Raw genomic sequence first — 19,315 nt, 5'->3', positions numbered from 1 at the left:
ACGTCATGTCGATGCGGTTCAATCTTCAACCAACTTGCGGCGGCGGGATGGGCTCGCCGCTGGCCAGCAGGTCGGTCAGGTCGACGAGTCGCCTGGCGCGGGCAGCCGCGCTGGGTGCGCTGGTCAGCTTGAGGATCACCGAGTAGCGGCTGGTCTTGTCGAGCGCGGCGAACCGCGCGGCCGCGGCGGGGCTCTTCGCGAGAGCCGCTTCGAGGTCCTCGGGTGTCTTCGCGTCCCGCTGGGCCGGGTACGCCGCGGCCCACCGACCGTCACCCTTGGCCGCCTCGATCTGGGCGAACCCGGCGGGCCGCATCCGGCCGGCGGCCACCAACGCCTCGGCACGGTCCACATTGACCTGCGACCAGCGCGCGCCCTTGCGGCGGGGCGAGTAGCGCTGGAGGAAATGGGAGTCGTCGAACCCGCGGCGCTGGCTGTCGATCCACCCGAAACAGATCGCCACGTCACCGGCCTCGGCCGCGGAGATGGTAGGCGTCGTGGCTCCCTTCTTGGCGATCACCAGCCAGGCCTCGCCGGCGGTGTCGTGGTGGTCGGCCAGCCAGGCCTCCCAGTCGGCCAGCGCGCGAAAGGTCATCGGATCCATGCGCGCGAGGCTATCGCTCCTCGGGGTCGACGAAGCCCGGAAGGAACCGTGGCGACGGCCCGCCGTGCTCGACCCACAGGTGCGCGCCGCGGAACTCCACGCCGGGCACGTCCGGCAGCATCCGGTGCGGCACGAGCACGCTGCCCAACGCCTGCGGCAGGTCGGTCCGCAGCTCGGCCACGGCCTCGTCGAGCGTGTCCGGCTCAGCGGACCAGTCGAGGTCGGCTTCCGTGAGCTCCCGGACGGCCAGCTCCCCTACGGCGGCGGGATCGCGGACCAGCACCTCGACGCGGCAGTAGACCTGCATGACGACCGGCTCGTTGGACATGCGCGTCAGGGTCGCACAAAGGCTTGCGGGTATACCCCCTGGGGGTATAGTGAAGACATGCGAGGAGACATCGACACCGTGCACGGGCACCACGAGTCGCACCATGCCGCGGCTGGGCACGCCGGCCACGACAAGCACGCCGGTCACGACCCGGAGCAGTTCCGCCGCAAGTTCTGGCTCTCCCTGGCCCTGACCGTGCCCATCGTCGTGACCAGCGAGATGGTGATGGACTGGTTCGGCTACTCGCTCGACTTCCCGGGCATCGACTGGATCGGCCCGGTGCTCGGGTCGCTCGTCTTCCTCTACGGTGGCTGGCCGTTCCTGGTCGGCGCGGTCCGCGAGGTCCGCGACCGCGCGCCCGGGATGATGCTGCTGATCGCGATGGCGATCACCGTGGCCTACGGCGCCTCGCTGGCCACCGCCGCCGGGGCGTTCGACCTGGACTTCTGGTGGGAGCTAGCCGCGCTGGTGACCATCATGCTGCTCGGCCACTGGCAGGAGATGAAGGCGATCGGCCAGGCGCAGGGCGCGCTCGCGGCGCTGGCCGCCCTGCTGCCCGACGACGCCGAGCGGGTCACCGACGGCGGGATGGAGACCGTGCCCGTGGCGGCACTCCGGCTCGGCGACGTCGTGCTGGTGCGTCCCGGTGGCCGGGTGCCGGCCGACGGGCGGCTCGTCCAGGGCTCCGCCGAGGTCGACGAGTCGATGATCACCGGCGAGTCCCGGCCGGTGCCGCGCGAGCCGGGCGACCGGGTGGTCGCCGGCACGGTGGTCACCGACTCCGCGGTGCGCGTGCGGATCGACGCGGTCGGCGCGGACACCGCGCTCGCCGGCATCCAGCGCCTCGTCGCGCAGGCGCAGGCGTCCGGCGGCCGTGCCCAGGTGCTGGCCGACCGGTTCGCCGCGGCGCTGTTCTACGTCGCCAGCGCGGTCGCCGTGGTCACCTTCTTCGCGTGGTGGGCCGTCGGCAACCTGGACGACTCCGTGGTCCGCACGATCACGGTGCTGGTGATCGCCTGCCCGCACGCGCTGGGGCTGGCCATCCCGCTGGTCATCGCGCTGTCGACGGCCGTGTCGGCCCGCGCCGGCATCCTGGTCAAGGACCGGCTCGCGCTGGAGCGGATGCGCACCGTGGACGCCGTGCTGTTCGACAAGACCGGCACCCTGACCAAGGGCGCGCACAAGGTCACCGGCGTGGCGGCGGTCGAGGGCGTCACCGAGCAGGACGTGCTGCGCCTCGGCGGCGGCGTCGAGGCCGACAGCGAGCACCCGCTGGCCAAGGCGATCGTGACGGCGGCCGGCAGCCCGGCCCCGGCGAGCGACTTCCGGTCGCTGACCGGCCGAGGCGTGCAGGCCACGATCGACGGCACGGTGTACGCCGTGGGCGGGCCGGCGTTGCTGCGCGAGCTCGCGGTGTCGGTGCCGGACGGTCTCACGGGACGCACCGACGGCTGGGCGGAGCGCGGCGCCGCGGTGCTGCACCTGCTGCAACTCGGTGGGACGCCCGAGGTGCTGGGCGCGTTCGCCCTCGAGGACGAGGTGCGGCCCGAGGCCCGGGAGGCCATCGCCCAACTGCGCGACCAGGGCGTACGCACGATCGCGATGATCACCGGCGACTCGCGCGCCGTGGCCGAGGCGGTGGCCGCGGACCTGGGCTTCCGGCCCGGCGTCGACGAGGTCTTCGCCGAGGTGCTGCCGGCCGACAAGGACCGCGCGGTCGCCGACCTCCAGGCGCGCGGCCTACGGGTGGCGATGGTCGGCGACGGCGTCAACGACGCGCCGGCCCTGGCCCGCGCCGATGTCGGCATCGCGATCGGCGCCGGCACGGACGTCGCGATCGAGTCCGCCGGCGTGGTGCTGGCGTCCTCGGACCCACGCGGGGTCAGCGGGGTCATCCGCCTGTCCCGCGCGGCGTACCGCAAGATGATCCAGAATCTGTCGTGGGCGGCGGGCTACAACGTCGTCGCGATCCCGTTGGCGGCGGGCGTGCTGGCGTGGGCCGGCCTCACCCTCAGCCCGGCGATCGGCGCGGTGCTGATGTCCGCCTCCACGATCGTCGTGGCGCTCAACGCGCAACTGCTGCGCCGCGTGCGCCTGACACGGGAGGGCTCGTAGCTATGGTTGACGACATGACAGCCCCGACGCGCGGTTACACCGCCAGCAAGGACCAGCTGGTCGGCCGGCTGCGCCGGATCGAGGGACAGGTACGCGGAATCGAGCGGATGGTCGACGACGACCGCTACTGCATCGACGTGCTGACCCAGATCTCCGCGATCCAGGCCGCACTCGACAAGGTCGCCCTCGGCCTCCTCGACGGCCACGCCCGCCACTGCATGAAAGAGGGCGCCGAGGAGGGCCGCGCCGACGAGATGGCGGGCGAGATGATGGCGGCGGTCGGCCGCCTCATGAAGCGCGGCTAGTCGCCGGCAGCGCGGTTGGTCGCCGGCAGCGCGGTTGGTCGCCGGCAGTGCGGTCAGTCGTCGGCCAGTGCCGCGACGACCGGGAGGCGGGCGGCGCGGCGGGCCGGCAGGACGGCCGCGAGCAGGGCCGCGCCGGCGGCCGCGAGCACGACCAGGGTGAGCTGGCCGACCGGGAGCACCGGGACGCCGTGGCCGTAGGTGTCGATCAGGGCCGCCGCCGCGACCCAGCCCACGCCGCCGCCGAGGGCGACGCCGCCGATCGCACCGACCACCGCGACCAGGCCGGCCTCGAGCAGGAGCATGCCGCGTAGCTGGCGCCGGGACAGTCCCAGCGCGCGCATCGTCGCCGACTCGCGGCGGCGTTCCACGACCGACAGCGCCAGGGTGTTGCCGATGCCGAACAGGGAGATCAGCACCGACATGCCCAGCAGCGCCGCGAAGATGCCGAGGAGCTCGTCCAACGAGGCGGCCAGTTCGTCGGCCTCGGCCGCGCGGCTGGTCACCTGGACCACCGGGTACGCGCGCAGCTCGTCGTCGAGGATCCGGCGACCGTCCGTCGTGGACACTCCGGGTGCCAGGTCGACCAGGATCTCCACGGCCGGGCGTTCGCCGTACGCGGACGTGAACGCCTCGTAGGACACGAGCGCCGAGCCGTCCAGCGGCGAGTCGTCGAACAGCGCCACCACCCGCAGCGTGCCGAGCGCCCCGAACGGCACCGGTGTGCCCACCGACAGCCCGCGTTCGGCCGCCCAGTCCCGTGCCAGCGCCACCGTGGCCGGCCCGAGGTCGGTCAGTGAGCCCGCGGTCACCTCCGGGCGGATCGCGCCGCGGAGCTGGGACGGCGGCACCGCGGCGACCCGGGTGCGCTCCCCCGGCAGAGGCACCTCCGAGCGCACCTCCGCGATGGTCGCGAACTCCGGGTGCCCCCGCAGGGCCGACGCCAGGCCCGCCGGCATGCCGGCCCGCATCGACTCGAAGGTGCCGTCGGTGCGCGCCCGGTTGAGGGTGAACTCGACCGGGAAGTTCTCGGTCAACTCCCGGCCGCTCTGGTCCCGGGCGGTGGCGAGCAGCACCGCGAACAGCGACATCAGCGCCACCCCGATGACCAGCGCCAACGTGGTGGCCGCGGCCCGGCGCGGGTTGCGCCGCGTGTTGGCCACCGCGAGCGCCGGCACCGTGCCGAACAGCCGGGCCGGCAGCCAGCCCACCAGCGCGACCGCCCGGGGCACGAGCAGCGGGCCGGCGACCACGGCGGCGACGAACAGCAGCATCCCGCCGCCGAGCACCAGCGGCAGGCCGGGGAAGCCCAGCGGGACGCCGGCGACGACCGCGAGCAGACCGAGCGCGGCCAGCAGGGTGGCGGCGACCACCCGCGCGGTGCGCCGGCCGCCGGCCACCGCCCGCGGCTCGGACAGTGCCGCGTCGCGCAGGGCGGCCAGCGGCGCGACCCGACCGGCGGACAGGGCCGGCACCAGGGCGGAGACCACCGCGACGAAGGTGCCGAAGCCGACGGCGACGAGGAAGGTCGGCCAGCGCACCACGGGCGTGTGCAGCGGGATGTCGGTGGCGACGAGCTCGCGGCCCCAGATCAGGCCGTACCCGATGAGGACGCTCATCAGCAGGCCGCCGACGGAGGCGACGATGCCGAGCAGCAGCGCCTCCAGCAGCACGGTGCCGCTGACCTGGTGGCGGGACGCGCCGACGGCGCGCAGCAGCGCCAGCTCGCGGGTGCGCTGGGCCGCCAGGATCGCGAACGTGTTGTAGATGACGAACGCCGACACGGTCACCGCGACCAGGCCGAAGCCGAGCAGCACGGCGACGAAGCCGGTGACGTACTTGCCGGCCTCGACGGCCAGCCTGTCGCGGAGCTCGGCCCCGGTCAGCACCGGGTACGCGTGACCGAGCGCGGCCGCCACCCGGTCGCGCAGCACCGCCTCGGACACCCCGGGCCGGGCGGCGGCCACCACCTCGGCGAACCGTTCCGTGCCGGTCAGCGCGGTGAGCTCGGCGTCGGTCAGCGCGGCCACGGTGGACCCGCCGTAGAGCCGGTTGACGCCGAGGTCGAGCACCCCGACGAGGGTCAGCGTTCGTGGGTCGCCCTCGGCGTCGAGCACGGTCACCGGGCCGCCCACCGTGAAGCCGGCGCGGGCCACGGTGTTCTTCTCCACCGCGAGCTCACCTGGCCCGACGGGCAGGCGGCCGGCGAGCAGGTCGTAGGCCGCCAGCGCGGGCACGTCGGGCACGGACAGCCCGTAGCCGACGTGGCCGTGGTCCATCATCAGCCGGCCGTCGCGGTCGAGCATGCTGAGCCAGGCCGCCATCCGGCCGTCGACCGCGGCCACCCCGTCGACCGCGGCGACGGTCTCCACCGTGTCCCGCTCCGCCAGCAGCGCGGCGGGTTCGACGGCCACGTCGACGTTGCGGGCCGAGCGCGCCAGGTCGTCGTAGAACGCCGCACGCGCGGTGTCGCCGTAGACCAGGGTGCCGGCCAGGAAGCCCACCCCGACCATCACCGCGAAGCCCGTCAGCACGAGCCGGACGGCGTGCGCCCGGAAACCGGTCACGGCGAGGCGAAGGAGAGGCCGTTTCACGTGCCCCAGTCTGATCAACAACCACGGAAACCCGCCACGCCCCACGGGTAAACAAGACGACAGTCGCGTCGGGCGGACAATGGGAATGGTTCCCGGTGTCACCTTTGCATACATAGCGATGTTTGCATAAGACTGTAGTGAGCAGCGGAGACGGAGGGCTGGAGGACCGGTGGGGGCAGGACACGACCACGGCGTGCGCGACGCGGGCGCCCAGCACCGCGGGCGGCTCTGGGCCGCCTTCGGCCTGCTCGCGGTCTTCATGGTGGTCGAGGCGATCACCGCGTTCGCCACCGGCTCGCTCGCCCTGCTCTCCGACGCCGGCCACATGTTCACCGACGTCCTGGGCATCGGCATGGCGCTGGCCGCGATCACCGCCGCCCGGCGGGCCGCGCGCGACCCGCAGCGCACGTTCGGCCTCTACCGGCTGGAAGTGCTGGCCGCGCTGGCCAACGCGGTGCTGCTCTTCGGCGTCGCGCTCTACGTGCTGGTGGCCGCCGTGCGCCGGTTCGGCGACGCCCCCGAGGTCAACACGACGCCGATGCTGGTGGTCGCCGGGCTGGGCCTGGTCGCCAACATCGTCGCGTTCGTGCTGCTGCGCCGGGGCGCGAAGGAGAGCATCAACGTCCGGGGCGCCTATCTGGAAGTGCTCGGCGACCTGGTCGGCTCGGTCGGCGTGCTGGTCGGCGCGGCGGTGATCGCGGGCACCGGCTGGTTCGTGGTCGACCCGTTGATCGCGGTCGCCGTCGGCCTGTTCATCCTGCCCCGCACCTGGAAGCTCGGTCGCGAGGCGCTGCGGATCCTGGTGCAGGCCGCACCCGAGCACCTCGACGTCGCCGCGATGCGCACCTCGCTCGGCGCGGTGCCGGGCGTGTGCGACGTGCACGACCTGCACGTCTGGACGCTGACCTCGGGCATGGAGGTGGCCTCCGCGCACCTCGGCATCGAGGGTGACGCCGAGCTGTCGGCGGTGCTGACCGCGGCGCGCGAGACCCTGCACGACGGCTTCGGCATCGAGCACGCCACCCTCCAGGTCGAGCCGGCCGCTACCACGGGTGGTTGTCACACCGCGCGCTGGTGACCGTGGGTGCTTAGCGCGGCCTTAACTTTGGTGACCTTCGCAGTCAATTTGCCCGGATAAATGCGGGCAAGAGCCACTAATGCCTCTTTAACGGGCCTCCCGCTCCGTAGGCATCGTGGGTAACGTCCAGACCGATCTTCGCCGGACGGGCGTGCACGAGCGGTAGGGATCTTCCGACCCGAACCCGACAGCTGACCCGGTCGGCGGCGTGACGGAAGGACATGCCCCAGATGATCGATCCCCCCAGTCATCCGCATCTCCGACGACGACGATGGTTCCGGGTCGCCACGGTCGTGCTGTTCGGCCTCGTCCTCGGGCTCGTGGGCCCGACGGCACCGGCCAACGCCGACCCTGACGACGAGGGCGGCACCGCCGAGCTGCGGGACCAGCTCGACAAGGCCAGCCGGGGCTTTCTGGACGCCCAGACCGCGCTGAAGAGGTCGCAGGGCAAGCAGAAGGAGCAGGAGACCGCGCTGCGGAACATCGAGCAGGAGCTGGCCACGCACGTCGAGACGGTCGCCGAGATCGGCCGCTCGGCCTACCGCACCGGGCGGCTCGGCCCGATGTCCGCGCTGATCAACGCCGACTCGCCCGAGCGCTTCCTGGAACGGGCCAACGCGCTCGGCATGGTCGCCGCCAACGAACAGCGGGAGATCCGCGGCCTGGAGCAGTCGAAGGAGAAGGCGGCACAGGCCACGGCCGCGATCCGCACGGAGGTACGCGAGCAGGAACGCCAGGTGGCGTTGATGAAGGCTCGCAAGGACCAGGCCGAGCGGGCGCTGGACGTCGCGGCCAAGGCGCAGAAGGCGGACGCGGCCAGGGCGGCCCGGTCCGGCGGCAGCGGCAGCAACACCGGCGGATCCGGCGGCGCCACCGCGACACCCACCAAGCGCAACAGTGACGGCAGCTACCCGACCGAGTCGTGCAGCGTCAACGACCCGACCCCGGCCAACGGCTGCATCACGCCGCGGACCCTGCACGCGTTGAACCAGGCCAAGGCGGCCGGCTTCACGCACTACGTGTCGTGCTACCGCAGCGGTGGCTCCGGCGAGCATCCCAAGGGCCGGGCGTGCGACTTCGCGGCCGCGAAGGGCGGCTTCGAGGGCGACGCGACCGGTGCCGAGAAGACCTACGGCACGAACCTGGCGAACTATTTCATCCGCAACTCGGACCGGCTCGCCGTGCTCTACGTGATCTGGTACCGGCAGATCTGGTTACCCAGCAGTGGTTGGAAGGCCTACAGCGGCGCGGGTGGGGACCCGTCCAGCGACCACACCAACCACGTGCACCTGAGCGTCTACTGAGGTCCCGAAGAAACATCAGGGGGTACGCCGTCCGGCGTGCCCCCTGATGCGCGCTCCAGCACCGCGGGAAGCCGCTCCGCCAGCGCGTGGTGGGCCTTCTGGGCCTGCTTGAACGCGTACCCGAAGAGCAGCGTGGGTGCGGTCAGCGTGATCCGCACCTCGATGTGGCAGCCGCCGTCGGACACCGGGTAGATCTTGGTCCAGTTGTCCAGTGTGGTGCCCGGTCGCTGGCGCGCGACAGTGAGGATCTCGACGACGCTCTCGCCGAGCGTGTTGATCGCCTTGACGTCGGCCGTGTACGTGGTGGTGAAGTGGAACGGGCCGAGCGGGAACCGGTCGTTGATCACGAAGCTCCGACGCGCACCGTCCACCGGCGGCACCTCGGTCACCTTGACGATGAACGGATGGAGCTCGGTGTGCCGGCTGAAGTCGGAGAGCAGCGCCGTCGCGTCGGCCACGGTGCAGCCGGCCCGCAGGTCGTAGGTGAACGAGCCGGTCTTCGCCAACGATGACCCCTAGTTGAGGCGGTGGAGGGCCGGCGCGGGGAAGGTGTGAGGCAGCGGAGCGGTCGCCGGCATGATCGATGACCATAGACCGATGGCGACGTCCGCGCTGCCCGGTCGGTCTGCTGGTTGGCGGCTCATCGTCGCCCGGCACAGGTCGGCGACGGCGCGCGGCAGCCCGGGCACGGTCAGCACCGGCGCCGGGCGTGGACCCTGCTGCTCGGGCCACCCCGTGAGCATCCGGAGCAGCAGCGCGCCGAGGGCGAGGACGTCGTCGGCGGGCAGCCCGGGTGCGCCGGCCGGACCGGCCAGACCGAAGTCGATCATCTTGGCGCCGGCCCTCGTCAGCATCACGTTGCGGGCGGAGACGTCGCGGTGCACGACGCCGCGGCGGTGGGCCACGGCCAGGACGTCGGCGATGGTCGCCGCGATCCGCACGGCCTCGGGCCACGGCAGCGCGCCGCTGACCAGCCGGCCGGCCAGCGGGACGCCGTCGAGCAGTTCCAGCACGACGTACGGGGAGACGGAGCCGTCCGGTAGGCGCGCGCTCCCGTGGTCGTACACCTTGGGAACGCTGGGATGGCGGAGCCGCTCGGTGATCGCGGCCTCGCGGCCCGCGGCGTCCGCGTGGGTGGGTGTGATGACCTTGATGGCCAGCGGCCGGGCGGAGTGGCTGTCGAAGCCGTGGTAGACGGTCGACACGCCACCGCGCGCGATCGGGGCCAGCAGGACGTACCGCCGGAGGATGGTCGTGCCCATCCGCAACCACGCCACGATGCGGGACTCTGCCGTATCGCACGAGCCCGGACAAGAGCCGACGGGAAGGCTTTAACCGCCCATAAGGGTCAGGCGCCCGCCGGCGTGTTGAGGTCGCCGAGATAGGGCTCCGGCGCACCGAAGAGGCCGAGCAGACCGGTCACCCAGAGTTGGCGGTGCACGAACCGGCTGGGCTCGGTGACCACCAGTTTGACGCCACTCACCTCGGCGGTCTGGAAGCCGGCCACCATGGCGCTGATCCCGACAGAGTCGATGAAGCTCACCAGCCGGAGGTTGAGCTCGATCCGGGTGGGGCGGTCATCGGTCAGCGCAGTGGCGATGGCCTCTTTGACCTCGTGGGCGGAGTCGACGTCGATCTCACCGCGGGGGGCAATCTCGAGGACTCCGTTGGCACGCCGAGTTGTCACGATCGACAGACTCACGCAACTACCTCCGAGCTCGAACCTCGGTCCGCATCCAGGGGACCTTTCGACAGTACGCGGACCGCGACCGAGAGTATTCGCATCCATCACATGGTCGCCAGCCTTGCGGCCGCGTACTTTCCCCTTTCTCGTATTCCGAAACCGGCATAGCCGGCAAAAACATGAATATGTGACCTTCGACTCGTGTGAACCGAACACACGTGTCGAATTCGGCCGCGGCCAGCCTACCGCACGTGGCGGCCGTCACACTGAGTGAGGCCATGCCGACCGTCCACAGTGAGCTTCGTCGCGTTCCGTGGTTTGCGCCCACTGACCGGCGGGCACTCACCAAAACAGCCGGACGCTCCGTTGCGTCCGAAGTGGCAGGTTCGGCGACCGAGGAGGACAGCAGGGATGTTCGGAACCAACCTCATTGACCGCCGGAGCAGGGCCGAGCGGATCAGTGACGAAGCCTGGGACCACCTGCACGCCTTCGTCGACTCGGCGCGCCAGGCCGGCCGGCGCACCGCCGATCTGGCCGGCGGCGCCGGCAGCACGGTCACCGGTGCGGTCGGTGCCGTCGGCGGCGCGGCGAGCGTCGTCGGCGACGCGGCCGACGAGGCCCGGCGGCGAGCCGGCCTCGCGTTCGACGCCCTGGCCGGCCGCCGGATGCCCACCCCCTGGGTGCTGGTGGTCGCGGCGGCTGCGGTCGGCGCGGCGATCGGCTGGGCCGCCGGCTCGGCGTCCCGGGCCGCGATCGCCCGGATGGGTGACGACGCGCAGGGTGCCGGGGTCGAGGAGATCGAGTTCGTCGATGCCGACCGGGCGAAGTCGACGCTGGACAGCTGAGAACAGGGCGGGGTTGCCGAACAGCCACACCGGCAACCCCGCTCTGCCGCCCGATTGACGTGTGACTCTGCCCGAGCGATGCTCATGGTCATGCGTCACGGGGTGACCACTGAGCGTGGCGATCCGTTGCCCATCGAGGCACACTCGGTCCGCACCAGCGACCTCGACGAGGCGCGGGCATTCTGCGCGGAGTTCTACTACGACGTCGACCTGAACCTGCTCGACCAGGCGCGGCCACTGGCCCTCGCCGCCGACCTGGTCCGGCTCGGCCCGATCACCGTCGGCGACATCCAGTTCGGTGCGGACGTCGCGATCGGCGCCGACCTGATCGACGCCTACCACGTCAACATGCCGATCGCCGGTGCCATCGGCAGCGAGCACCGCGGCGCCATCACGGTCGCCAACCCCCGCCGCGCGGCCGTCTACCGGCCCGGCGCGGGCGCGCACACGGGCCGCTGGGGCGCGGAGTGCCGCAGCCTCGGCATCCGCTTCGACCGAGCGGTCCTGGAGGCGGAGCTCGCGGCGCTGCTCGGCCGACCGGTGAGCGGGCCGATCCGGTTCGGAGCCAGCTTCGACACGACCCACGGCCCCGGCCTCACCTGGTGCCGCATGATCAATCTGCTGCGGTCGGAGATCGCCAACCCGCACAGCGCGCTGCGCCAGCCGCTGGTCGCGGAACGCTACGCGCAGGGCCTGCTCGGCGGGCTGCTGTACGCGGTCGACCACCAGTACGCGGACGCGCTCACCGCGCACACACCCCCGGTGCGCCCGCGTACGGTCCGGCGGGCCGTGCAGGTGATGGAGGCCGACCCGACGCACCCCTTCACCACCGCGGAGCTGGCGCGGATCGCGGGGGTGTCGGTGCGGTCGCTGCAGGAGGGCTTCCGCCGGCACGTCGGCCTGTCACCGATGGGCTACCTGCAACACGTCCGGCTCGGCTACGCGCGCGACGAGCTGCGGCACCCGGTGCCGGGCCGCGACACAGTGGCCGCGATCGCACACGCCTGGGGCTTCGGCCACCTGGGCCGTTTCGCGGCGGCCTACCGCGAACGCTACGGCGAGTCCCCCTCGGCAACCCTGCGCGGCCGGTAAGGGAGGCCGTCGCCAGCGTCAGGCGCGCGGGGCCTTGCGCCGGGTCGCAGGCGGCGCCTGGCCGGTACGGACGGCCGTCGCCAGCGTCAGGCGCGCGAGGCCTTGCGCCGGGTGGCAGGCGGCGCCAGGGTCAGGCGTCGCTCGCCGCGGTCGACCGCACCCGGCGCGGGCTCTTGGCCGCGGGTGGCCGGCCGTCATCCGGTTGGGGCGCGGCCCCTTTCTCCTACTCCCCCGGGTCGCCCGGGCGGGTTTCGCCGGAGGTGCGTTGGGCCGGGATGAACGGCTCGGTGCGGGCCGGGCGCCCGTCGGGTGAGCGGAGGGTGTCCAGGACCCGGTGTGCGGCCGCCAGGCCGTCTTCCGTCTTCGTGGTCAGCGCCGACGGCGTGGCGCCGGTCTCGATCCGGAGTGCGGCCTGCAGCCGGTCGTAGCGGTGCAGGAAGTCGACCGCGCCGCTGAGTGCCGCGACCGCTCGCAACATGTCACCTTCGAGGTCCTGCATGGACGCGTCCCTCCCCCAGATCCGACGGACTGTAGGCCGGTGCCTGTTGTGCGTCGATCCACTTCACGCCGGGGTTATCCGGATCGCGCGTCTCTCCTAGCCCAGCGCCCGCTCGACAACGTCACGCAGCGTCGCCGGGTCGCGGCCCAGCACCCGGCGCAGGTCGTCGGTCTGCCGCTCCAACGCCCCGGCCCGGGCCAGGCCCATCAGGAAGCCCATCGGGCCGGGTACGGTCTCGTCGCGGTGCTCGACGGCTTTTCCGCTCACCTCGCCGAGCGCGGCCGCCAGTTGTGGATAGGTCCAGACCGGACCGGTCAGGTCGTACGCCCGGCCCAGGTGGGTGTCGGAGGTCAGCACGTTCGCCGCGACCTCCGCGAGGTCCGCCCGCAGCGCCGTGTTGAGGCCGCGCCCGCCCGTGGCGGAGACCAGCACACCCGATTCGACCGCCTCCCGGAGCCGGGCGTTGACGAACGCGTCGGTGTAGAACGGATGGCGCAGGACGACGTGGCCCAGTCCGCTGGCCAGGAGCGCCCGCTCGGTCTCGTGGTGTGCGGCGTTCAGCGCGTCGCCACCGCGGTCAGCGCCGAGGAAGCTGGTGTAGGCGACGGCCCCTGCTCCGTTGGCGACCGCCGCGTCGATCACCGCGCGGTGCTGCGCGACCCGCCGGTCCGTGGCGAGCTCGGGTGAGGAGATCAGCAGCACCCGCTCGGCCCCGGCCAGCGCCGAGCGCAGGCTCGCCGGCTCGTCGTAATCACCGTGCCTGACCTCGGCACCCTCCAGGTCGGCCGCCCGGTTCGGGTCGCGGACGGCGGCGACCACGCGCTCACCCCGCGCGACAAGCTCCGCGACCACCAACCGACCCAGCGCACCCGACGCCGCGCAGACAACGATCATGCCCATCCCTCTGCCGCCACCTGTTGATCTGGCGACGTCAGCGAACACCGCGTCAGGCGTACCCGCCACCGAGTTTCGGTCTCGACCCTCGATCCCATTAGCCTGTGCCGATGTCGTCGCGCCTCGCGGTCCTGATGTCCCTTGCGGCGCTCGTCGCGGTCGCGGCCGCCGCGTTCGGCAACCCGACCGTCGCGGTGGTCGGCGCCGCCACGTCGCTGGGGCTGGCCGCGGCGCATCCGGCGGTGCGGGACCCGCGCGTGCCGGTGGCGAGCCGTTTCCTGCTGCACGGCGTGCTCCTGCTGTGCGCCGCCGCCGTCGCGGCGCTGATGTGGCGCTGGCCGGCCGCCACGGACGGCATGCTCGCGGCGGTCGGTGACCCGCGGTGGGAGCGCCGGCTGTTCGTGCGGCATGCGACCGTGGCCGGCCTGCTCGTGCTGGCCTGCGCCTGCCTCGGAGTCGCGGTCGGCCGGCTGCCCCGCGACCGGCTGCGCGATCTCGGCCCGGCGACGGCCACCGTCGCTCCGCTCACGCTGCTGGCGCTGGTGCTCGTTCCGCTGATCGTCGCCGTGGTGGGACCGATCACGGCGGCGGTCGAGGTCCTGTGCGTGCTCGGCGCGTACGTCTGGCTGGTGCGACGGACGGCCCGCCGGCACGGTGCCGCCGCGATCGCCGCGGTAGGCATCACCCCGTTCGTCCTGCTCACCTGGCTCGCGGTCGAACAGGCCTGGCGGAGCCGACCGGAGCCGCCCAGCGACGTAGCGTTCCTCGTCGTCGGGGTGTCCGTAGACAGTGGACCCGACGTCGAGTCCGGCAGCGTGCTCGCGGCGTTGCTCGTCGGCGCCGCCCTGACCGTGCCGGCCTGCGCGCGGCTGGCCCACCGCGAGCCCGACACGCCCTAGGGCTCAGCCGAGTTTGCGGGCCACGCCGGCGTACTCGGAGGCCGGGGTCGTGTCGTTGCCGTCCGGCCGCCACTGCGAGCAGGTCACCAGCCCCGGCGGGACGAGCTGCCAGCCGTCGAAGAAGCGGTGAAGGTCGGCCGGGTCGCGGACCGCCATCGGTGCCGCGCCGCTGTCGTTCCACATGGCCACCGCGCGGTCGACCGCCTCCGGGTTGACCTCGCGGGTGGGGTGCGAGATGACCAGGTAGCTGCCGACCGGCACCGCCGCGGTCAGCGCGGTCACGATCTGCCGGGCCTGGGCGTCGTCGGTGACGAAGTTGAGGATGCCCAGCAGGATCACGGCAACCGGGCGGTCGAAGTCGAGCGTGCGGTCGGCGGCCGCGAGGATCGACACCGGGTCGCGGACGTCCGCGTCCAGGTAGTCGGTGGCGCCGGCCGGGTCGCTGGTCAGCAGGGCCCGCGCGTGCACCAGCACCATCGGGTCGTTGTCGACGTAGACGACCCGGGAGTCGGGCGCCACGGACTGGGCGACCTCGTGCGTGTTGCCGGCGGTGGGCAGGCCGGTGCCGAGGTCGAGGAACTGCCGCACCCCGGCCTCGCCGGCCAGGTGGCGGACCGCCCGGCCGAGGAACTCCCGGTTGGACCGCGCCGACCGCACGAGTTCCGGCAGGAAGGCCAGCACCTGCTCGGCCGCCTCGCGGTCCGCGGGGAAGTTGTCGGTGCCGCCGAGCAGGTAGTTCCACAACCGCGCCGAGTGCGCCACGCCGGTGTCCAATGAGGTCAGCTCGTCCACGCCGCACAGCATAGAGGCACTCCGATACACCGAGGTCGTCGTGTCCGCCGCGCACACGACCCTCTTCGAACAGGCCGGCATGATAGCCCGGGCCGACACCGTGAGCGTGGGCGTCATGGCGTGCTCACCCTCGCGCGCCGGGCCGGTGGCCACCTTCCGCGACTTCCGGCTCGGCCCGCCGATCTCCCGGAAGGGCCTCGAACAGCGACCCGACCACGCGTTGACAACAGGGTGGGTTGACAGTGGACGATGCGCGGATGCGCATTCTCGTGGTCGGTGCGAGCGGTTTGGTCGGCGCCCATGTCACAGACGTGCTGCGTGAGCGCGGACACACCGTGACCACCGCGGCGCGCACCGCCGCGCCGGGCATCGACCACCTGGTCGACGTCAAGTCCGCCGAGCCGGACGAGCTCCGGCGGCTGCTCGCCGGCCACGACGGCGTGGTCTACGCCACCCGCACCGACGAGCAGCGCGGGCTGCCCAAGCCCATCTACCCGGTGTTCCGGCAGGACCTCGTCGACCCCGTGGTCCGCCTGTTCACCGCCGCCCGCGCGGAGGGCCTGAGCCGCGGTGTCGTCATGGGCTCGTACTACACGCTCTTCCACCGGAGGCACCCCCAGTGGCGGCTGCCCGAGCGGCACACGTACATCCGGTGCCGGGTCGAGCAAACCGCCGAGGCGCGCGCGGCGGCCGGGCCGGACCTGCCCGTGGCCGTGCTGGAGCTGCCGTTCGTGTTCGGCCGGGCCGGTGACCGGCTGCCCAACTGGTCCGGCCCGCTGGACCGGTGGGCCAGGTCCCGCGCACCCCTGCTGGTGCCGGCCGGCGGCTCGGCCGCCGCGTCGGCGCGCAGCGTGGCGGAGGTCACGGCCGACGCGCTCGAGCAGGCCAGCGGTGCCGACATCCCGATCGCCGACGAGAACCTCAGCTGGGCGGAGATGGTCGCGCGCATCGCCGGTGCGGTCGGTCGCAGCCGCAGGGTCTTTCGCCTGCCGGCCGTCGTCGTCCGGGCGTCGACGCGGCTGGGTGGCGCGCTGCAGGCCCTGGGCGGCAAGGAGTCCGGCGTCAACCCCACGTACGCGGGTGACCTGTTCCTCGCCGAACTGTTCATCGAGCCGACCACCGGACGAGACCTGGAGCCGGCGCTCCGCGAAACCTTCGCCAAGGTCTAGTGGGGACGGTCCGGATCCCTTTGCGTTTTGGGCGTTGGCCGGATTAGTGTCCGCCGTCGCGGCTGTCGAAGCCCGAGACCATCCCGAACCGCAAGGAGAGCACGTGTCGACGAACCATCGTGTACGCCCCGCCACCGCGGACGACGTGTCGGGTCTCAAGTCCGTCATCGCCGCGGCTTTCATGGGCGACCCGATCGCGCAGTGGGTCTTCCGCGACGAGGACCGTCGGCCGGACCACCACCTGGTGTTCTTCGGCGCGTTCGTGGACCTGGCGCTGGCCGGTGGCCGGGCGGACACGCTCGACGGCCACAAGGGACTCGCGCTCTGGATGGACGTCGACGGCGACGCGCCGGAGTCCGACGACGACGGTGGCCTGGGCGCGGCCTTCGAGGCGGGCCTCGACGGCGAGACGCTCAAGCGGGTCGCCGAGCTCGACGACCTGATGGTCGCCAACCACCCGCACGACCGCAGCCACGCCTACCTGCCGTTCATCGCGGTGCACCCCGACCACCAGGGCACCGGGGTGGGCGCGGCGCTGCTCCGCCACCGCCTCGCGGAGCTCGACGCCGCCGGCCGGCCCGCCTATCTGGAGGCCAGCACCCTGCGCAACGCCGCCCTCTACGAGCGCCTCGGCTTCGAGCGCATGCCGCGGACGATCGACCTGCCGGCCGGGCCGTCGCTCTACCCCATGTGGCGCGACCCCCGGTAACACGCACGACGGGCGCGGCGGTCCCGGCCGCCGCGTCCGCCCGCCGGTGTACGGTCGAAATATGCGCGTTCCCACCGCCGCGGTCACCGCGGGGTCCCTGATCGGCGGCTGGCAGTTGGCCCGGCGCACCGGCATCCGGCCGCTCGGCGGTGCCGTCCTCGCGGCCGGCGGTGTGGTGGCGGGCCGCGAGTGGGCGAGGAGCACCAGCCCGGCGGTCACGGGCGCGCTACTGGCGACGTACGTCGGCGCTTTCGGTCTGTCGCACCCCTTGGCCAAGAGGATCGGTGCCTGGCCCTCGGTGCTGGCCGTCGCGGCGCTCACCGCCGCCGTGTCCTACGCCGCCGCGGACCGCCGTCACAGGTAGTCCCGGATCAACGCCGGAGTGAGTCCGGCCTGGTGGATCGCCCGCAGCGCCGCCAACAGGTCGTCCATCAGCCGCGGCCGGAAGTGCATCAGCAGGACGTCGCCGGGCTGCACGCGCTTGTCGGGCGTCTGGTAGCGCACGATTCCTTTGTCGACAGTCTCGGTCCAGTAGAAGAGCGCCTCGGCCCCACAGTCCCTGGCCGCGCGGATCGTGGTGTCGTCGTGGTCGCCGAACGGCGGACGGAACAGCGTCGGGCGCTTGCCGAACAGCTGCTCCAGCTTGTCAGCGGAGCCGCAGATCTCCTGCTTCTGGTACGCGTACGACATACCGCGCAGTGAGGTGTGGTGGATCGTGTGGTTCTCCACGACGCCGCCGGCCGCCTCGATGGCCTTGAAGTAGTCCGTGTGCTCCGTCGCGGCCGGCGAGTTCAGGAACATCGTGACCGGGATGCGCGCGTCGCGGATGAAGTCGGGCACGGCGGCCGGCTGGGCCAGCGCCCCGTCGTCGATGGTGATGAACGCGACCTTGTCCTGCGTCGGCACGCGGAGCCAGAACGGCGGCAACCCGTTCGCGGGCAGCTTCACCGGGTGCGGCTGCACGGGTTCGTACGCGGGCGCCTTGGCCACGTACCACTCGAGGCTCTTGGGTCTGGGCTTGACCGTCGGGGTCGGGGTCGGCTGTCCCGTGGGCGTGCTCGAGGGCGTCGGCGACGGGCTGGGCGGGCCTGAGCGGGCGACGAACTCGGGCTGGTGCTGCGCGGCGCAGGCGTTCAGTGCCAGCAGGACCATGAACACGGCGAGCACCCGGGCGGCGGGTTTGAACGACACGCAGGGAAAGGTAGCCGCGTCATGTCATGGACTTGTCAGCACCATGCACCGGATTCACGTTTTCCACCAGGCGTAGTCGGTCGGTTACGGCGTCGACTCCCGTTCCGCGGCCGACCGGGTCAGGCAGAACTCGTTGCCCGCCGGGTCGAGCAGCACGACCCAGCCGTCGCCGTCGGGCGTGCGGTGGTCGGCCAGGGTGGTCGCGCCCAGCGCGTGCAGCCGCTCGACCTCGGCGTCGCGGTCGCGGTCACCCGGCTGGAGGCAGACGTGCACCCGGTTCTTCACGGTCTTGGCCTCGGGCACCGCCTGGAAATAGAGCCGAGGGCCGCCCGGAGGCTCGATGACGACCTCACTGTCACCGGGAGCGAACCGCGGATCCAGCGGGTGCCCGACCACCTCGCTCCAGAACCGTGCCAGGGCATACGGATCAGCGCAGTCGAACGACACGTTCCGGATGAACGACACCATGACCGGTCAGCGTAGCTGCCTCAGTCGTCGTCTCCGTCGTCGTCATCGTCGTCTCCGTCGTCCCCACCTGGGCAGGCGGTCAGGCTCAGGAGCCCGGCGGTCCCGCCGGCGATGGCGAACGTGCGGCCGAAGAACACTCGACGGCTCATCGCGGGGCCGGTGCCGGGACGGCTCGTCGCATCGAATTCACGGTCTTCCATTCCGGCATGATGGCATCCGCCGAGGGCAACCGGAACCCTTGTCTGCCCTAGAAGGCGGCGGGCCAGCCCGAGGTGCTCTCCTTCCGGGGCTTGTCCGGCATCTGAGTCAGTCGAGGCAGTGCACCTGGACCGCGATGAGCTGGGACGGCCCCCCGGCCATCGCCCGGTGGAGGACCTGAAGCTCGACCCGGTGCCGGTCCATGGAGACCGGGTCCTCGCCGACACCGGCCAGGCAGGTCGGATAGGTGCCGTCGCTGTGCGACGTCCCGGCGGCGTCGTACCAACTGTCGGCGAACACCGAGACGATCGTGTCGCCGCCGCCAGGTACCCGCGGGGCGCCGTCCTGTTCGAAGGCGATCAGCCTGGACACGTCGTTCGACCAGGTGACAATGCCGGTCACGGTCTCTGTCTCGGCGGTGTGCGGGTCCTCGCCGAGCTTGGCCGTCGAGAAACCGACAGCCAGCGCGACTGACGCGACCCCGACGACGAACGCGGTCAGCTTGCGCGCGTCGGTCAAGTCAGAGCTTCGATCGAACTTGACCGTTGGCAT

General features: G+C 72.4%; 23 protein-coding genes. 10 read left to right on the top strand and 13 right to left on the bottom strand.

The features are described from left to right. Positions 1-25: 25 nt before the first annotated feature. Positions 26-601, bottom strand: a complete 576-nt coding sequence (locus AB0J88_RS30500) for a YdeI/OmpD-associated family protein (protein ID WP_364347781.1) — start codon at positions 599-601, stop codon at positions 26-28. 10 nt (positions 602-611) lie between these two features. After that, complete coding sequence (locus AB0J88_RS30495) at positions 612-929, bottom strand: hypothetical protein (RefSeq protein WP_364347778.1); 318 nt, start codon at positions 927-929, stop codon at positions 612-614. A gap of 57 nt (positions 930-986) precedes the next feature. On the opposite strand from AB0J88_RS30495, the gene AB0J88_RS30490 reads away from it, so the two are divergent. Together AB0J88_RS30490 and AB0J88_RS30485 are read left to right on the top strand one after the other, a co-directional pair. Continuing rightward, positions 987-3,044 carry a copper-translocating P-type ATPase gene (locus tag AB0J88_RS30490; protein ID WP_364347775.1) on the top strand — a complete coding sequence of 686 codons (2,058 nt, stop codon included), beginning with the start codon at positions 987-989 and terminating at the stop codon, positions 3,042-3,044. A gap of 14 nt (positions 3,045-3,058) precedes the next feature. Beyond that, a complete protein-coding gene (locus tag AB0J88_RS30485) occupies positions 3,059-3,349 on the top strand; it encodes a metal-sensitive transcriptional regulator (protein ID WP_364347772.1) in 291 nt (96 codons plus the stop codon). A 53-nt stretch (positions 3,350-3,402) separates the two neighbouring features. Here the strand turns inward: AB0J88_RS30485 and AB0J88_RS30480 are convergent, their stop codons facing one another. Beyond that, positions 3,403-5,940, bottom strand: a complete 2,538-nt coding sequence (locus tag AB0J88_RS30480) for an ABC transporter permease (RefSeq protein ID WP_364347769.1) — start codon at positions 5,938-5,940, stop codon at positions 3,403-3,405. Positions 5,941-6,109: 169 nt separating this feature from the next. Here AB0J88_RS30480 and AB0J88_RS30475 point away from each other — a divergent pair, with 169 nt between their 5' ends. Together AB0J88_RS30475 and AB0J88_RS30470 are read left to right on the top strand one after the other, a co-directional pair. Continuing rightward, entirely contained in the window at positions 6,110-7,018 is a 909-nt protein-coding gene (locus tag AB0J88_RS30475) for a cation diffusion facilitator family transporter (protein ID WP_364347766.1), read from the top strand. A 230-nt stretch (positions 7,019-7,248) separates the two neighbouring features. Next, positions 7,249-8,322 carry a hypothetical protein gene (locus AB0J88_RS30470; protein WP_364347763.1) on the top strand — a complete coding sequence of 358 codons (1,074 nt, stop codon included), beginning with the start codon at positions 7,249-7,251 and terminating at the stop codon, positions 8,320-8,322. Here the strand turns inward: AB0J88_RS30470 and AB0J88_RS30465 are convergent. The 3 genes from AB0J88_RS30465 to AB0J88_RS30455 form a co-directional block, all read right to left on the bottom strand. Next, positions 8,316-8,828, bottom strand: a complete 513-nt coding sequence (locus AB0J88_RS30465) for an SRPBCC family protein (RefSeq protein ID WP_364347760.1) — start codon at positions 8,826-8,828, stop codon at positions 8,316-8,318. The two genes, AB0J88_RS30470 and AB0J88_RS30465, sit on opposite strands and share 7 nt — an antisense overlap. A 9-nt stretch (positions 8,829-8,837) precedes the next feature. Further along, positions 8,838-9,599, bottom strand: a complete 762-nt coding sequence (locus AB0J88_RS30460; protein WP_364347757.1) for a serine/threonine-protein kinase — start codon at positions 9,597-9,599, stop codon at positions 8,838-8,840. A 71-nt stretch (positions 9,600-9,670) separates the two neighbouring features. Beyond that, a complete protein-coding gene (locus AB0J88_RS30455) occupies positions 9,671-10,024 on the bottom strand; it encodes an STAS domain-containing protein (protein ID WP_364347754.1) in 354 nt (117 codons plus the stop codon). Positions 10,025-10,417: 393 nt separating this feature from the next. On the opposite strand from AB0J88_RS30455, the gene AB0J88_RS30450 reads away from it, so the two are divergent. Both AB0J88_RS30450 and AB0J88_RS30445 read left to right on the top strand, forming a co-directional pair. After that, positions 10,418-10,852 carry a hypothetical protein gene (locus tag AB0J88_RS30450; RefSeq protein WP_364347751.1) on the top strand — a complete coding sequence of 145 codons (435 nt, stop codon included), beginning with the start codon at positions 10,418-10,420 and terminating at the stop codon, positions 10,850-10,852. Between the two features lie 102 nt (positions 10,853-10,954). Beyond that, a complete protein-coding gene (locus AB0J88_RS30445) occupies positions 10,955-11,944 on the top strand; it encodes an AraC family transcriptional regulator (RefSeq protein ID WP_364347748.1) in 990 nt (329 codons plus the stop codon). A gap of 223 nt (positions 11,945-12,167) precedes the next feature. Here the strand turns inward: AB0J88_RS30445 and AB0J88_RS30440 are convergent, their stop codons facing one another. Together AB0J88_RS30440 and AB0J88_RS30435 are read right to left on the bottom strand one after the other, a co-directional pair. Beyond that, the gene (locus tag AB0J88_RS30440; protein ID WP_364347745.1) at positions 12,168-12,443 is read right to left on the bottom strand and encodes a hypothetical protein; all 276 of its coding nucleotides are present in this window, start codon (positions 12,441-12,443) and stop codon (positions 12,168-12,170) included. Between the two features lie 96 nt (positions 12,444-12,539). After that, positions 12,540-13,343, bottom strand: a complete 804-nt coding sequence (locus AB0J88_RS30435; protein ID WP_364347742.1) for an NAD(P)H-binding protein — start codon at positions 13,341-13,343, stop codon at positions 12,540-12,542. Between the two features lie 104 nt (positions 13,344-13,447). Between AB0J88_RS30435 and AB0J88_RS30430 the strand changes: the two genes are divergently transcribed. After that, complete coding sequence (locus AB0J88_RS30430; protein ID WP_364347739.1) at positions 13,448-14,236, top strand: hypothetical protein; 789 nt, start codon at positions 13,448-13,450, stop codon at positions 14,234-14,236. A gap of 3 nt (positions 14,237-14,239) precedes the next feature. Here the strand turns inward: AB0J88_RS30430 and AB0J88_RS30425 are convergent, their stop codons facing one another. Next, the gene (locus AB0J88_RS30425) at positions 14,240-15,028 is read right to left on the bottom strand and encodes an SAM-dependent methyltransferase (RefSeq protein ID WP_364347736.1); all 789 of its coding nucleotides are present in this window, start codon (positions 15,026-15,028) and stop codon (positions 14,240-14,242) included. A gap of 257 nt (positions 15,029-15,285) precedes the next feature. Between AB0J88_RS30425 and AB0J88_RS30420 the strand changes: the two genes are divergently transcribed. The 3 genes from AB0J88_RS30420 to AB0J88_RS30410 all read left to right on the top strand — a co-directional run bounded on the left by AB0J88_RS30420 (position 15,286) and on the right by AB0J88_RS30410 (position 17,270). Then, positions 15,286-16,197, top strand: coding sequence for an NAD(P)H-binding protein (locus tag AB0J88_RS30420; protein WP_364347733.1), 912 nt, complete (start codon positions 15,286-15,288; stop codon positions 16,195-16,197). 103 nt (positions 16,198-16,300) lie between these two features. Beyond that, the gene (locus AB0J88_RS30415) at positions 16,301-16,906 is read left to right on the top strand and encodes a GNAT family N-acetyltransferase (RefSeq protein ID WP_364347731.1); all 606 of its coding nucleotides are present in this window, start codon (positions 16,301-16,303) and stop codon (positions 16,904-16,906) included. 61 nt (positions 16,907-16,967) lie between these two features. Beyond that, positions 16,968-17,270, top strand: a complete 303-nt coding sequence (locus tag AB0J88_RS30410; RefSeq protein ID WP_364347728.1) for a hypothetical protein — start codon at positions 16,968-16,970, stop codon at positions 17,268-17,270. Here the strand turns inward: AB0J88_RS30410 and AB0J88_RS30405 are convergent. The 4 genes from AB0J88_RS30405 to AB0J88_RS30390 form a co-directional block, all read right to left on the bottom strand. Next, a complete protein-coding gene (locus tag AB0J88_RS30405; RefSeq protein ID WP_364347725.1) occupies positions 17,261-18,097 on the bottom strand; it encodes a polysaccharide deacetylase family protein in 837 nt (278 codons plus the stop codon). The two genes, AB0J88_RS30410 and AB0J88_RS30405, sit on opposite strands and share 10 nt — an antisense overlap. 84 nt (positions 18,098-18,181) lie before the next feature. Further along, positions 18,182-18,565: a VOC family protein gene (locus AB0J88_RS30400; RefSeq protein WP_364347722.1), complete on the bottom strand. Its 384-nt coding sequence runs from the start codon at positions 18,563-18,565 to the stop codon at positions 18,182-18,184. 20 nt (positions 18,566-18,585) lie between these two features. Further along, the gene (locus AB0J88_RS30395; protein WP_364347720.1) at positions 18,586-18,765 is read right to left on the bottom strand and encodes a hypothetical protein; all 180 of its coding nucleotides are present in this window, start codon (positions 18,763-18,765) and stop codon (positions 18,586-18,588) included. A gap of 106 nt (positions 18,766-18,871) precedes the next feature. After that, positions 18,872-19,315 (bottom strand): hypothetical protein, encoded by a 444-nt coding sequence (locus tag AB0J88_RS30390; RefSeq protein WP_364347717.1) that lies wholly within the window; start codon positions 19,313-19,315, stop codon positions 18,872-18,874.

Origin of the sequence: Asanoa sp. NPDC049475 (genome assembly GCF_040676915.1) — a bacterium.
Classification (GTDB): domain Bacteria; phylum Actinomycetota; class Actinomycetes; order Mycobacteriales; family Micromonosporaceae; genus Asanoa.
This window is presented reverse-complemented; position numbering and strand designations above follow the sequence as displayed.